Origin of the sequence: Ureaplasma diversum NCTC 246 (assembly GCF_000731915.1) — a bacterium.
In the GTDB taxonomy this organism is placed as follows: Bacteria; Bacillota_I; Bacilli_A; order Mycoplasmatales; family Mycoplasmoidaceae; genus Ureaplasma; species Ureaplasma diversum.
The window spans coordinates 1-15,585 of record NZ_JFDP01000080.1; the positions used below are offsets into that span (position 1 = coordinate 1).

Annotated in this window: 10 protein-coding genes and 1 other RNA gene; 7 read left to right on the plus strand and 4 right to left on the minus strand. The window is 28.1% G+C overall.

The features are described 5' to 3' along the window. Positions 1 to 280: leucine-rich repeat protein (locus UDIV_RS03465; protein ID WP_038103359.1), on the plus strand; the 280-nt coding region annotated here is incomplete at its 5' end. Between the two features lie 673 nt (positions 281 to 953). Here UDIV_RS03465 and ffs read toward each other — a convergent pair. From ffs to UDIV_RS03480, 4 genes are all read right to left on the minus strand, one after another. Further along, positions 954 to 1,049: signal recognition particle sRNA small type (ffs, locus tag UDIV_RS04345), an RNA gene on the minus strand. A gap of 30 nt (positions 1,050 to 1,079) precedes the next feature. Further along, on the minus strand, positions 1,080 to 2,033 hold the full coding sequence (locus UDIV_RS03470; RefSeq protein WP_038103360.1) for an RluA family pseudouridine synthase: 954 nt from the start codon (positions 2,031 to 2,033) through the stop codon (positions 1,080 to 1,082). A 14-nt stretch (positions 2,034 to 2,047) separates the two neighbouring features. Beyond that, positions 2,048 to 2,653 carry a suppressor of fused domain protein gene (locus UDIV_RS03475; RefSeq protein WP_038103362.1) on the minus strand — a complete coding sequence of 202 codons (606 nt, stop codon included), beginning with the start codon at positions 2,651 to 2,653 and terminating at the stop codon, positions 2,048 to 2,050. Between the two features lie 185 nt (positions 2,654 to 2,838). Then, positions 2,839 to 6,954, minus strand: a complete 4,116-nt coding sequence (locus tag UDIV_RS03480; protein ID WP_038103363.1) for an AAA domain-containing protein — start codon at positions 6,952 to 6,954, stop codon at positions 2,839 to 2,841. Positions 6,955 to 7,132: 178 nt separating this feature from the next. Here UDIV_RS03480 and UDIV_RS03485 point away from each other — a divergent pair, with 178 nt between their 5' ends. From UDIV_RS03485 to UDIV_RS03510, 6 genes are read left to right on the plus strand one after another with little or no spacing between them, the layout of a single operon-like run. After that, positions 7,133 to 8,869: a hypothetical protein gene (locus tag UDIV_RS03485; protein ID WP_038103365.1), complete on the plus strand. Its 1,737-nt coding sequence runs from the start codon at positions 7,133 to 7,135 to the stop codon at positions 8,867 to 8,869. A gap of 59 nt (positions 8,870 to 8,928) precedes the next feature. Continuing rightward, positions 8,929 to 10,230: a potassium channel family protein gene (locus UDIV_RS03490; protein ID WP_081847835.1), complete on the plus strand. Its 1,302-nt coding sequence runs from the start codon at positions 8,929 to 8,931 to the stop codon at positions 10,228 to 10,230. Further along, the gene (locus UDIV_RS03495; RefSeq protein WP_038103367.1) at positions 10,231 to 10,437 is read left to right on the plus strand and encodes a hypothetical protein; all 207 of its coding nucleotides are present in this window, start codon (positions 10,231 to 10,233) and stop codon (positions 10,435 to 10,437) included. Positions 10,438 to 10,457: 20 nt separating this feature from the next. After that, on the plus strand, positions 10,458 to 11,621 hold the full coding sequence (locus UDIV_RS03500) for a Vmc-like lipoprotein signal peptide domain-containing protein (RefSeq protein ID WP_038103369.1): 1,164 nt from the start codon (positions 10,458 to 10,460) through the stop codon (positions 11,619 to 11,621). 47 nt (positions 11,622 to 11,668) lie between these two features. Continuing rightward, the gene (locus UDIV_RS03505; RefSeq protein ID WP_038103371.1) at positions 11,669 to 13,321 is read left to right on the plus strand and encodes a Vmc-like lipoprotein signal peptide domain-containing protein; all 1,653 of its coding nucleotides are present in this window, start codon (positions 11,669 to 11,671) and stop codon (positions 13,319 to 13,321) included. Positions 13,322 to 13,329: 8 nt separating this feature from the next. Beyond that, positions 13,330 to 15,477, plus strand: a complete 2,148-nt coding sequence (locus UDIV_RS03510; RefSeq protein ID WP_081847836.1) for an MIP family Ig-specific serine endopeptidase — start codon at positions 13,330 to 13,332, stop codon at positions 15,475 to 15,477. Positions 15,478 to 15,585: the final 108 nt, after the last annotated feature.

A 15,585-nucleotide genomic window follows, 5' to 3' on the forward strand; every position in this document is an offset into this window, starting at 1 on the left:
AGTTGTTCATTTTAATACTAAACTAGAAGCTAATGATTTTGCTTTTAATAACAATATCAAAGAAATCATTTTAAGTGAAGGAATTAAAACAATTCCAGATTACTTTATTAACAACTTAACTAATTTAGAACTAGTTCACTTACCAGCTTCTTTAGAGAAGATATCTAAAAATGCATTCACTCAAGCTAATGCTAAAAAACTTGCTTTTAAAGTAGATAAGAAAACAAATTCTAAAATCATTGATTTTCTAAAACAGAACAAATATAAGATCATTAACTAATAATGATTTAAGATCTAATTAATTTATCAAAAATAGAGCAGATATATTCTTGCTCTATTTTTAAGTACAAAAGAAAAACAACCCTGGGTTTTCAGAAGGGTTGTTTTTTGGATTAGGTCATTTGTGTTGATATGAAATTAGCGATTATATTGTATGAGATGCTATGAATAAAACATCCATACAGAAATAGTTCTTGTTTGTTTTAGAAAGGAACATTTTTAAAACAATTAAAGAAGTTAAGATGGAGGTTGATTTATACAACAAATGTGATTGAGAATGTGAATAGAAATTATTGAAAAATAACGGTTTATTATTGTTGGTTATAGGATTTTTTATGTGTTTTTATCTATAGGAGAAAATACTAAATTAGGGTTAATCGTAATTAAAACACAGAAAGATTAGTAAAATATTGACCACTACAATTTTTACTATTTATATACTTGAAAGGAACACCAACTATGAATAACATAAAACTAAATCTTGTACTGATTTAATTTATTACTTATTTTTAGAATTGTTGTAAATTGGACTACATTTTATATAATGCTATATTAGTTGAATGACGAATAGGAGCCACACAAATATTATCCCCAATCCAATTAAATATTGTACATTAAATTTAGATAATTTAAAGATATATTATTTAATATTTAAATAAAAGAGAGAAGGAAAAATAAAAAAATGCCAGTGCACACATAAAGATTCTGCTATTGCTGCTGTATCTCTACCCTGACAAGTTTCGCCACTTTATGTTGCACTGACATTTTAAATTATAACAAGTTATTATATATTTGACAAGTTAGTTTTTCTTTAAGAATCAAATATCTTCTAAGACAAATTCTTTGTTGTTTAGATACATTAACTCATCCGTTTTATATTTAGCTAAATTAGTAAATTTAATCTTATATGAAACAAGACATTGTTCAGTGAATCTTTCATCTTTATCTATATCTTTAGTAATATATCGTTGTTCACCAACAACAGGTGATTTCATATAGTTTAGAACAGCTCTAATTTGGTGGGTTCTTCCAGTTAATAGTTCTATTTCATAACGATAATATTTAGAAAATTGATTTAAGTATTTATATTTAGTAATAGCTGTTTTGTTTAAGTTGGTTTTAAGATCACTTACAATCATCATATTAGTATTAAGATCTTTGTGCATATAATGATAAAGTGTATCAGTTTGTTTAGGTAATGGTTTATATACTAAACATTGATAGAATCGTAATACATCATTGTTTTTAAACATTTCCATAATTACTTTTAAAGCTACTGCACTTTTAGCAGCTACTATTAATCCTTCAGTGTTTAGATCTAAACGATGGCACAAACTAGGAACAAAAGCAGTTTCATTAAATGGTTTATAAACATCTTTTTTAGCTAAATACTTTTTGATCCGATTCTGTAAAGTATCAAATTGATGTTTGTCATCATCATGGACCACTAAACCAATTGGTTTATGGACAACTAAAATATGATCATCTTCATAGATGATATTTAATTCATCCTTTGCTTTAGCAAAGTTTAAATCGATTTTCTTTTCTAAGAATTTATCATGAGTATAAACACTTACCACATCATTAACTTTAAGAATGTAGTTGTGTTCAGTTCTTTTATTATTAACCTTAATGTCTTTGGTTCTGATTAATTTATAAATGCTTGCTTTATTGAGATTTTGAAAATATTTACATAAAAAACGATCTAACCGTTGGTTAGCATCATTAGTTTGTATAGTTACTTTTTTAAGCATACGCCTCCTTTTTATTAAATTAAAGATTTACGGTCTAAATTTACAATTCTAGTTTTACCATCATCAAAATAGTCCATTAGTTTGTGGACTCCATTTTTGTGGCTAAATAATAATTCAGTGTCTGTGATAATCATGATTTGATAGAAACTAACGCTAAATTCATTATCAACATTACATGCTAAAGAGTTGTTGTCATATCAAGATAAATCTAAAACACCAGCAATTTTGTTAGATTCATTAAAGTAGTCATTATTAACAAAAATTTGTTGTCATTTTAGGGTTAAATGGTTGTAGTATGAGTATTTAGCAATACTAATAATAAAGTGAATTGGTCAAATTTGTTTTGGGTCATTACAATCTCAATCAGCTTGTAATTCCATAAAGATTTCTGTTCTTTCATTTGTATGTTCATCATGGTTATGAGATACAAATGAGCCAAGTCCAAAAGTCATTAAGATAACCATATCTTTTTTATAGATTACTAATAAATCATATTCAATTGGTACTTCTCTTTGGTTTTCTGATAAATAGATAATTTTTGTTGCTGGACCATATTCTTTACTAATATGGTCATGTATAATTTGTTTTTCTTTAGCACTATAGGCAAATCTTTTAACCATTATTACCAACTCCTTGTAATATTGTATTACATCTATTATTAAGGGATGCATACAACATCTTAAAGATTATTAAATATAATCAATTTAAAAATATTATATTACTTAACTTATAAAACCAAGAAAAGACATACTAAAAACAGTTCAACTAAAAAATGAATTTTAAGCGAACTGTTTTTTGTTATTTTTTAGTTGTTGATATTATTCTTTTCTCAAACGACATAATCAATCTTATTGTTGTTATTGCTTGATAATGAATCATTGATTCGAGAAACTATTTTATGTTTATCGATGTATCATTCATATTCTTTGATCCGATATGTTGAATAACCACGATCTTCTAAGAAGTATTGACGATCGATGTCTTCAAACATAATTTGAATACTTCGATTTTCTTTTCATGGTTCAACTAATATTGTTTTAACAACCTCTTTAGTATCTTTTTTAACGATTACTAAATCGATTTTCTTAGTTCCGATGTTTCAGTTAGGGAAAACTCGGAACTTATTAGAAAGTTTTTTAGTTAGTTCTGAATAAATTTCTTTAATTAAATCGTTTTCGAACTCAAGTGTTTGTTGTTCATCTAAATGTTCTAGATTTTCACTAATACTTTTTTGTGTATCTACTTTATCGATGTATTCAACAAATTTTTTGAAAGTCATAGCATTGTGGTTGTTATGATTACTTACTTGGATTTGGTGTCCATAAAGTGATTTGATCACAATCATTTTCTTACGAGCTCTTGTAATAGCTACATTAAGACGGTTAGAACCACCTTTAGCATTTAATGGTCCAAAGTTGTTTCGAACATACCCTTCTGGGTTAGGTCCATATGCAATTGATAAGATTACTAAATCACCTTCATTACCTTGGACATTTTCAAGATTTGAGATCATGATTTCGTTGTTTTCAATTTTTTCACATAAGCCATCTTCAAATGAGTGCATACGCTCAAGAATTAAGTTTTCAACCATATATGCTTGAATTGCATTAAAGGTAACAATTAGAATTCGTTTATATTTCTTTCAGTTATCAATTAAAGTAGCTACAGTTTGTTCTGCTTCAATTGGATTTCCTTTATCTCAGATACCATTAACATTAATAACTTCAATTCCTTTTTCAAAAGAACCAGCTTTTGTTGCTACTTCAAGGTTATTGTTATAAATGTATTTGTTTGAGAATTCAATCAATTCTTTAGTATCTGATCGATAGTGGTTTTTAAGATGGTATTCATTTCATCAAGAAGTTTTAGCTCTTTCTAGTAATGAATCAACTTTATCAAAGTCATCAAGTTCATAATCAACATCGCTTAGTTTACTAATAAAGAATGATGTTGGTTTAAGTTGTTTATCATCTCCTGATACAACCTTGATTTTTGATCGATAAACAACTGGATAAGAACGTTCAATTGTCATCTGTGAAGCTTCATCAAAAATACCGTACTCGAATTCGTTTTCATTAAGTGGGATTAGTGCAGCAACATTATCTGGACGTGCTACTCAGATTGGGAACAGTTTCTTAAGAGCATTGTAGTATTTTTCAACATAAATACTAATTGAAGGTCAAGTTCGGCTTGAAGCAATTCTTAGTGCATTTGTTACTTCTTCTTTTTCAGGTTGTGGAAGTTTAATTAAGAAGTTACGTAAGTTATTAACATATTTCTTAAAGACAATTTCTTCAACAATCTTAGCTGATCTTCTTGATTCTTTTCTTAGTTGAGAAATAATATCTTGTAATAATCGGCCTTTAGTTTCAGAGAAAAGGGGAATTGCTTTAACAATACTATCTCATAAAATAACAGCTTTAAGTTGTTTAAATTGTTCATGAGTGATGATTGTTTCAACACTTTTCATAATTGGTGCTACTTTATCAATATCAAATAAAACAATTGGTTCTAAATAAAGCTTTTTAACATAAGGAAGTGAGATTCATGATCATTCACGAATGATATCTTGCATCACTGGAGTATAAACTTCAGCTAAAGCATATAGTTTAGATAAGAATTCTGTATCTTGACTAAAGAAGTCTCGATAGTTAGCAATTTGATCCATCTTAGGTCTTGATAGATATTGTAAGTTATTCATAAACTCAGTGAATAACACTATTAATTCTTCAGCATCTTTATTCTTAGCTCTAATTTCTTTTAAGCTAAGTGTTGATTCATCACTTGGATCTGAACTTGTAATAATTGTGTTATTAGTAATGAATTCAGCAAAAATAATTTGCTTATCATTATCTGAACTTGCACCATTGTAAATTGATAAGAATGAATTCATTTTATCTTTGTTTTTAAGTAAGAATTCATATCAATTATCTTTAGAACCTAATAATCGTTTGTGTTTTGTAAAGAATGATTCACAAACATCAACAATTTCATTTAACTCTTCAGGTGTTTTTGATTGAAGTGAATAATCTTTTTCAATAACTTCACGACGGAACTTTAAGAAGTCACCAATTTTTTCAATGGTTAAACGTTTATCACGAACAGTTTTATTAGCTAATAGACTGTTGTTTTGTAAGTTGTGTTCAATTTCAAAGTTAAAGTAGTTTTGTACATCTTGAGTGATCTTTTTTTGGTGCATTAAGAACTTAGTTACTAATTCTTCATTGTTTTTGATTTTATTCATTATTCCTTCTAAGTGTTTGTTAACTTGTTCAACAGGAATAGAATCTAAAATCTTATATTTTTTAATGAATGAACTAAATTCAAAATAAGCTTTGAATAGATCTTCAATTTTTAACATTGTGTATTTATTAAAGATCTCAGATACTTTATTAAATAAGGTATCTTCTTTTTCATTATCTTCACCAAATTTCTTTGGTTCTAATCACTTATCTAAAATATCTTGACCTAGTGTGTTTTTAAGAGCTACATAATCAGCATAATCGATTTCATAAACACCATCTTTGTAGTCTTCGATTCGTCAGTGCTTTTTAACAATAGCTAATAATTCACTATTTAAATCTTCATAGTTCTTAAAGAACATTGATTCTTCTGGTGTGAATTTAATTGGTTCAATTTCTTTAGCTTTAGCTGAACCTTTTGATTGTTCACGATATCATTGAGTTCCTAATAAATCGTTTAAATTTGAGATTTTTTCAAAAAATGTATCTTTATTTGTCAAATCATATAAATAAAGTGCGAATTGAGATAGTGAACCAATTCTTTCAGTTAAGACATCTAAAGCTGCTCTTTTTTCAGAAACTAATAATGAGCTTTTACCTTTAAGTAAAACATTAAAAATGATATTAGAAATAACTTCTGATTTACCAGTTCCAGGAGGTCCATAAATTAATGTGTTTTGTGAAAGAGAACTAGCAACTGCATATTTTTGATAAATGTTTAAAGGACGACCAATTTCAACAACAACTTGTTCTTTAATAACTTTATCTTCATAAAACTCAACAGGTTTATTAACTGATTTAAGATCACTTTCAAAAGGATCAACATCACTTTCAATAATTTTGTTTAAGTCTTCTTTAAGTGCTCCCCCATCTGGTTCAAAAATACCTAATAAACAAGAAGGATCGATTGAGAATGATGTGTATTTATCTAAAATATCTTCTTCATTTTCATTCACAAAAGGAACTAATTCATTTTCAGGAATAGAGATTGAATACCCAACATAGGTTTCAATGTTTTTAATAACATCTTCTAATTTATGAGTTTTAAGGATTTCTGTTGTTTCAATATTGTTATCTCTATAGTTACGTTTTAAAAAGAATTGGATTTTTTCATTAACTACTGGTTTATCATCTTTTTTAGCAATTAAGATTTTTCCACAATCTTCTTTAATTTCAACTTTATAAAGTGTTAATGGTGATTTAATTGCATCGTTTGGTAACATTTTACCCTTTAAGAAGTTGAAAGCTAAATAAAGGGGTCAAACAGTTGTATCTTCGAAATAATTTTTAGCTGTTCGATTAATTGATAAGAACTTTTTACGAAAAACTAATAATTGTTCAATTGCATAGTTAATCACTTTTTTCTTGTTGTTAGTAAAATCTTTATTTAGTTGGTTGATACGGAGATCTGGTAAGTTGATGTTGTATGATTGAGTAATCTCAATGAATTCATTAACATTAGTTGCATCTTTTAAATTTTGTTCAAATAAAGTAAGACTTTTTCCAGCATCAAGTTCGATACAACTAATTTCACCATTAATGAAACTAATTAAATCTTCCTTTTTAATGTATTTAAATAAGTCGATTGTTTTTCCAACATTTAGCTTGGCTAAAATAACAGGATCCCTAGGGTTTATACTAACTAGGTTCATTAATTTTTGCTTGATTGCTTTTTTCATTTTTTGTTTCCTTTATTAGTAAGCTTAAGATTTATTTTAACTTAAATAAGAATATTATGCACTAAAAGATGTATAAGTTAGACAAAACATAATTTTTATTTTTAGCAAGCAAAAATATTAAATAAGTTTATAATTTAATAATATATTAATAAGGAATAAGACCTAAGGACAAATAGTTGTGCTAAGTACTAATTTATTTGATTTAGAGATTGAGAAATTAACCAAAACATTAGTTTCTAAAAACAAAAAGGTTGTTGCTTTACATGGTGTAGAAGAGAACGAAGCCTATAAGCTAATGAATAATTTAATCAATCTAATGGATGTTCAAATTCCAGAATGATCATCGGTTTCAAATGCTACTGTAGAGCAATGTATTGATGATATTCGGAACTTTTTACTATCTAATGCAACGATGGAAAATTTTAAGAATTTGCCAACTAATTCAACAATTTTAAATTGATGGAAAAAGCGTCGAATTAGCAAAATTATTAATAAGCTTGAGGAATTAGATACAGCAAGAAGTGGTAAAGTAGTAACTTCTCGTTCTGGAATTTTCTTATTACCAATCTTAACAACCTTAAGTACATTAGGTGCAACTTTAGCTGTTCCATTATTATCAATTGCTTTCTTAAGAACAAAAGAAATTGTTGAACTATGAGGAAATGGTGGTTTCCATGCCTTAGTTGGTTCTTGTTTTAGTTTAGTATTTATTATTATCATTGCTACATTTGTAACTTTATTTAATAACATCAAAAACAACCATAAAGACTATATTGTCAAAAACATGAACAATACCTTATTAAAGATTTTTGATAAATATTTTATTTTAGATTCGAAATTCAATATTAAAAACAAGATTACATTTTATACCAAGTTTATCGAGCGTTCAAAATTAGTAATATCGAACCATTATACATTCTTTTATGACACCATTAATGTTAATGGGGATAATTATGTTTCAATTCTTAAGTATTTTAAAACTTTAAATCATTTTAATAACACTGTTGTTTTTAATGCTAGTGAGTATAAATACTTAGATGAAAGAAAGATCTTTAGAAACGTGTTTAGTGAAGATAAAATCATGGTAGCACGGATCAATAGATATAAAAATAAAACATCAGGTCGTAGATTGATGAATTTCATCTTCTATCAAATCTCTATGATCTCAAGTTTAAATACTAAGAAACTATTACAAAAATATCCTTTATTTGTAAATGCTTTATATCGTTTCTTAGAATATAGTGAATCAAATAGTGAGCTATTAAATTTACTATTAGATGTAAAACGACACGCTTATAAGATTTCAAGCCAGATTGATGAAAGTTATCAACGGTTCTTTGTTGATTTCTTTGTATTAGCTGTTTTTAGAGCTTTAGATGAAAACGGGTTTGATGCTTTAAGTAATGATATTTCTTACTATGGTAAACCAAGTGAAGAAACAAGCAATAATGTTACTTACACTTCTTTAAAATTAGATCAGATTCTTAACAACAATGTGATTAATTTTGGGCAACAAGCATTTATTTTTAACTTGCCAGATTATTTTGAAGAAACTGATAACAAAAACATTTTTGCAGAATTATCAAGTGCTAATAAGAATATTGATTATTCACCAAGAAGTCAAATTGCTATAGCTACAAAACAAATGAAAGAAAAAGGTTATACACCACAAGAAACATCATTAAGCGAAGACTTATGATACGATGCTTGCTTTAGTTCAGATCATGATGATGACACTTATTTAAAAGTGTTTACAATGAATGAGAATACTGAATACTTTAAAGAGTTACATGAAACCTTTGAACAAGCTACTAAATCAGGGGTTAAGAACCTGTTGATTTATGTTTATAGTATTAAGATGTTATACCGTTTAATTGATGATCAATATGAATTAGTAAATGAAACAATTAGTTAATAACTAGTTGTTGTTTTAGTTTTATTAATTAAATTATTAATCTCTAAAAAGGAAATAATATGACCAAGTCCCAACGACAGGAATTTATCCGCAATAATAAGATGATCTACTTTAACAGGTTTAGGTATTTCTTTTTTGAATGAACTTCAATGAAGGCTTATCAAAAAATCTTAGTACCTGAAACTGTGGTTGGTTTTATATATCAATTTATTTTGTTTTTTGCAAGTGCAGCAGCTAGTGCTATATTTATTTATAATCACTTTCAATTACAAGAATATAGTGTAACCAAGCATTTTTCGCAAGAACAGTTTGATCATACTATCTATTTTATAAAAACTTATTTTAATGTTTTTTATGCATTAAACTTTGTCTTCTTATTAGACTTTTTAATGCGTTGAATGTATGCTGATTACACATATAATACACTAACAAGATTAAAAGCGTTTTCATTAATGCCTTTTCGATTTGTTAATTTATTAGACTTAACTTCATTTATTATTGCTGTGACAATTTATAATGTTGTGATTAGTCATAATTTACATGCTATTGAACAAGTAACAAGTTTAGAAGAGAAGATTAAATATTTTAATAATATTGTATTTGATAAAGCGGCAATGGATGTGTTTCCATCTGTTATCTTGGCTCGGATTTTAGGATTACACCATAAGGTTATTAAGTTTACAATTGCAAGCGGACAAGTTAACTTTTTTTTAGAAATTATAAGAAGACGTTGAAACGTTTTATTATCTTCATTTATCTTATTAATTCTGACAACATTCTTTTTAAGTTTTATTGTTTATCGGGTAGAACAAGATTATTACAATGACTTTAATATTCCTATAGATAGTGATGAGAGAAAGTTTAAAGATTTTGGAAGTGCAATGTGGTTTGCAGTTGGGACAATTACAACCATTGCTTATGGAGATATTACTCCGGTTTCTAAAGCTGGTCGGGTATTTGGAGCGATCTTAGGTTTAGGTGGAGTTGCTTTCTTTGGGTTTATTACTTCATTATTAGCTTCTGGAATTGTTTCATTGATTTCAGAAAAAACAAGATCAATGGAAAATAATCGACTTCAAGCTTTACAAAGTGAAAATGAACGATTATTGCACGAGTTTTCTAGCAAACTTAAAAAAGAGATTATTGAAGAATTAGTTAAGCATGAAGCTAGACTTGAAAATGTAACAGTTCAAGAAGTACAAGTTGATAAAACCGATCTTTTAGATAAAGAAAAATCTAGAAAAAAACAAACAAGAAAAAAAGTTTACTATGATGATATTACTTCATTAACTAAATCAAAACAAATGGTATTTCAAAAAAGTACACGGAAAAGAACAACAAATAAAAAGAAGGTAAAATAGATGATTAGATTATTGTTAAAAATAATTAAATGATTATTAATCATTATTGGTATTGGTGGAGCTGGAGTAGTTGTTGGTTGATTTGCTAATCAAGCACATACTAATGCTACACAAAGACATAGAAAGTTTGTTACTAACGATCTATCTTCTGAAAAAGATTCAACTACTAAAAAAATCAATCTTAATAAAAATAATGAAAATAAATAAGAAAACGGGGTTGGAATATTATGAAATATAAATCTAAACAAAAATGACTAATCAGTAGTTTAGTAGTTTTATCAGCAGCTAGTATAAGTGCTGTTGCTGTTTCTTGTGCTCCTAAAAATAGTAATCCAACTAAACCATCAAAACCAAAAGATAATAAAAACAAAGATCAACCTTCTAATTCATTAAATAATAATCCTGTTCAACAACCTAAAGATACACCAAATAATCCAACAAATCCTACTAAGAATCAAAAGGAACAATCTGATTCACCAGATAGAATGAATGATCAGACTCCTGGAACTCAACAAAACCCACCTGCTGATAAAGAAAAAGATAAGCAAGGCGAGAATGATAAAAATACTTCTCCAGAACCAGCTCCAGAAGTTCTTGATGAAACAAAACCATTATTAAAATTTAGTGATGAATCACCAACAATTGAACTTTATCCTGGTTCAAATAGAGCTAGACTATCTTTAATTCTCGATAAACAAAAATTCAATGGTGAGTTAAAAAATAAATATATTATTGTGAAATTAAAAAAAGATGGCACAAATATCGATGCCACGTCTATGCCGATAAAACTAGATCAAGATGCTAACAATTTACAAATTGACTTCCATCCTGTTGTTGAAACTGCGAAATATAAACTAGATTCTGCTTTCATATTTAGTGAAGAAAAAAACGAACAACAAAAACCAAAAGAAATCATAAATATTATTTTTAGCAATAAAGATAAAAACAAATCTATTATTGTAAAAAAACAACAAGGTAAAAAAGAAATTCCTGAATCTGAAAAAGATAAAAAACCTATTGTAATTCAACTAAAACAAAACAACAACGAACTTGAAATAGAAGTTAAATCAAAAGATGATAACAAACCTATTAATGGTAAATACTTAAAATTTGCTGTTACAGGTCTTGATAAAACAACAAAAGAATATATAACTCCAAGTGTTGATTCTAGTGGTGATTTATTAATTAATAATGGTATGGCTAAAATACCAGGCATTTTAATTGATCAAGATTACAAGAATAAATTTGAAAAAGTTGTCTTAAAAATTTTTGGTATTTACGACAATAAGACTGATATGAATAAATCAACAGAGTACAGATTTGATTACAATGATCCTAATACATTAATTGATTACAATGATAATTTAATTCTTTCTAAAGATATTAATTAGAAAATGTAATAAATATTATTTTGAAGAATAGAAAGCAAGAAAAGTTTATGAAATATAAATCTAAACAAAAATGACTATTCACTAGTTTAGTAACCCTATCAGCAATAAGCATCGCAGCTGTTGCTGTTTCTTGTACTCCTAAAAATAGTAATCCAACTAAGCCATCAAAACCAGCTGAAACAAAAAAGAACAATCCACAAAACTCATTATCTAAACCATCAGACAATAAAATTTCTACACCTTCAAAACCAAAGCCAACCAACCCTTTGTCTAGTCAACCTAAAAATAATCCTTCTGACACTAAAAAGGATAGTGTAGACAAGGTTACAAAACCAAGTGATCCTACTAATAATCAAAAAGACAAAGATCAAACCGGTAACAGTAAAACAGATAAAGATCAAAAAAATCAACAACCTAAAACACCTGAGACTAATAAGGAAAATAAAACTGATAGTTTAAAACAAGGTGACAACCTTGGCTCTCAAAAGAATGATTTAGATTCATCTAAGAAAAAAGAAGAGGGTAAACAAAACCAACAAAATCAAAATGATAATAATGGTGCCAACTCTGATACAACACCAGATCCAAAACAACCATCACAACCACAACCACCTGAAGAAAATACACCTGGTGATGATCCTAATGTAGGAGAACAAAAAGAACCTGCTCCTAAAAAAGATGAATTAGAAAAGCAAGATGAACAACCACAAAAAGATGGTAAAAATCAAGATCCTAATATGGAAAAACCTAAAGGAATGGAAGCAGACAAACCTAAACCCCAACAACCTGCCCTATCTACTCCTGATCAAGAAGGTAAAAACCAATATGGTAAAGGTCAAGATGGTAAAGGTCAAGATGGTAATCCAATGTCTGAGCCTGAAGTAATTGACGATAAAAAACCATTATTAGAATTAAAAGAAACATCTGAAAATATTTCACTTAATCCCGGCTCTAATGAGGGTAGATTAACATTTAAATTAAGTCAACAAAACTTCCCACAAGATTTAAAAGATAAATTTATTAGTATTGTATTAATGCCAACAAATGGAACTGAAGCTATTGAGTCTAGATTTCAAAAAATAGAAGATATACAAAATATAGAAGTTAGTTTTGTTCCTATAATTGAATTTGCTCAATATAAATTAGTATCAGCGAAGATATATAGTTTTGAAGAAAACAGTGATCCAAGAAAACAAAATCAAAAAGTACCAAAAGAACTAACAGATGTTGTTTTCAGAAAAGTTGATAAAAACAAAAGTCTTGTAGCGAAAAAACAAAATAAGAAAAATAAAATTCAAGATACAGAACAAAATAAGACGCCTGTTAAAATTATTTTTGATATCACTAACAACAAGTTAGAGTTAACACTCAAACCAAAAGATAATAAACCTATAAATAATAAATACTTAAAATTCTCTGTTGTAGGTCTTGAAAAAGAAAGAAAAATCTATACTACGCCAAGATATGATTCAGAAGAAAATTTATTAGTAACAAATAATAAAGCAGAAATAAAAGGTGTTGATTTTGAAAATGATTATAAAAATGTATACGATCACATTATTGTAAAGATTTATGGCATCTATGATGATAAGCAAGGAAATACAAAATCATCAGAATATAGATTTGATTATGATGATCCTAACTCAGTCATTGATTTCAATAATAATTTAATTTTATCTAAAGACATAAACAAGGGATAGCATCAAATATGATCAATAAGAAACGTCTGTTAATAATAAGCGGTATTACTGTAATGGCTGCAGCTAGTATAATTGCAGTTGCTGCAGCATGTACAGAAGAACAAAAGCCTGAACAAAAATCAAACCAAAAGCAATCTGATTCTAAAAGTGGTTCTGGAAGCGGTGTAATAAGAAATAACAGTTCTAAAAATAGTATTAAGTTTACTGTTGCTTTAGAATCAAACACTTTAAACTACCGTAATCAGAAACACAACTTAACATTAAATGTTGGTTCTCAATATGCAAGAAAAATTGTTGAAGTTGAATTAAAACCAAATAGTTCTAGCTCAAGCGGATCATCTATTAAATCAACTAAAGCACCAAGCAATTCAAAAGGTGAAGCAATAGTTGTCTTTAGTGGTTTAGAACACAACAAAAGCTACTATATTTCTGCAGTTAATGTTTATGAAGATCTAAGAAAAACCACTCCTATTGTATCTAACTCATATTTTGCTAATACAAATGAAACTTTAGTTGTTAAAACGCCAGCTAAAGGTGATGGATCAAACAATGCTGGCTCATCAAAGGGTTCTTTTGATCCAAATCAAAATAATTTCAACCCAGGATCTGGTCCACTACCTAATCTCGACAATCTTGAGCAACTTCAACAACATATTGCAAGAATACAAAAAGAAAAAGAACAAAGAGAGAAATATCGTCCCGTTTCTGCATCTGTTCCAGATTTAAAAATAAAACCAGAGCAAGCATATGAGAAAATTAAAAATCGTTCTTTTGCTATTGGATTTAATAGTGTTGATTATGCTAAGGAAAGTAATGGACAAATTAATGATTCTGTTGTACCTTTTGAACCAACAGGTACTGGCTGATTATTAGACTATGCTTGGAAAAAAGGTGAAAAAACTTCTGATGAAGTGATGCTTTACATTGCTACTAATGCCCATGTTTATAATCGTGCATTTAATGCTATGGACACTGCATATAAATCTCAATTCCCAGAATACTTCACAAAAGAAGAACGAAAAGATGCTAAAGTTGATAGCTTTGTATTAGCTGTTCCTAAAAAAGAAGCTAAGCTAAATGCTATCCCATCTGGTCAAAGTTATGGACCTGAAAATAAATTACAATATTTTGTAAATGCAAAAAATCATGAGCGATTCAGTTCTGAGAGAGTTTTTAACGATATTGAGTTCTTAAAAGAAGGTGAAGAAGTAATATTCTCAAATCCTAGAACTGTGTTTGTTGCTTTAAATATCTTTGATGAACAGCGTAATAAAGAACTTTACAATGCTGCAGATAATGAAGAAGATAGAAAATATAGTGCTAAGGATTTTGCAGTTTTTGGTATCAAAGTAAATTATAAAAAACTAAAGGAAAAAGCTGGCTCTGATCCTAAATATAAATTATTGTTAGATCATATTGATGCTGCAATGAAATCAATTGATGATGACATCAAGAAATTCTCAGAAAAGAAACATCCAAACCATGATCAAAGCACTACTCCATATTTAAGTCTTGATTATCCATCAATGTGAATTAATAAGGATAGACCACTTGATCAACAATTAGATAAAGCAAAATACAATATAGATAATAATACATCACTAAATATTGAAAGAGCTTATATAGCTGGATTCCCAAAAATTGGTTCAAGTCAAATGCTTTGAAGAAACTACCCCGAAGGATCATCTATTCCTGAAGATGCTTTCAACGGAAATAGTTTTGGTAGAGGGTTAGGAGTTTCTAAAATATTAGATGATCAAAGAGAATCAACTGGTTTTGGTTTTAATGGATTTGTAGATTTTAGTAGTATTTACTTTGGTGCTTCTGGTTCATTAGTAGTTAATGAATATGGTTTACCAATTGGTATTTATTCTGTAACGGACAGCAAAGTTGGTGATAAAGACATCAGCAAACGTGGTGGATTCACTTTCTTAGTTCAAGCACATAATGATAATAAGAATCAACAAACAGGACCATCTAGAACATTAATTAGTTTACAAGCTGGTCCAGCTCACAACTTAATTGATGGTTCTGATCAAGAAAAATACCCATACCAAAAGAAATCTTACCGTCAAAACTTAAACTGATTAAGTAAACAAGATAACTCTGAATTTAAAGAATTTGCTAAAACTGCAATCTTTAAACAAGGTGCTTAAACAAACGATTAATAATCAATAACCCCTAGGTTAATCCTTAGGGGTTTTTGTTTGCTAATATTTAATTTAACACAACAAAAAAGACCTATAGTTTATCAACTATGTAGT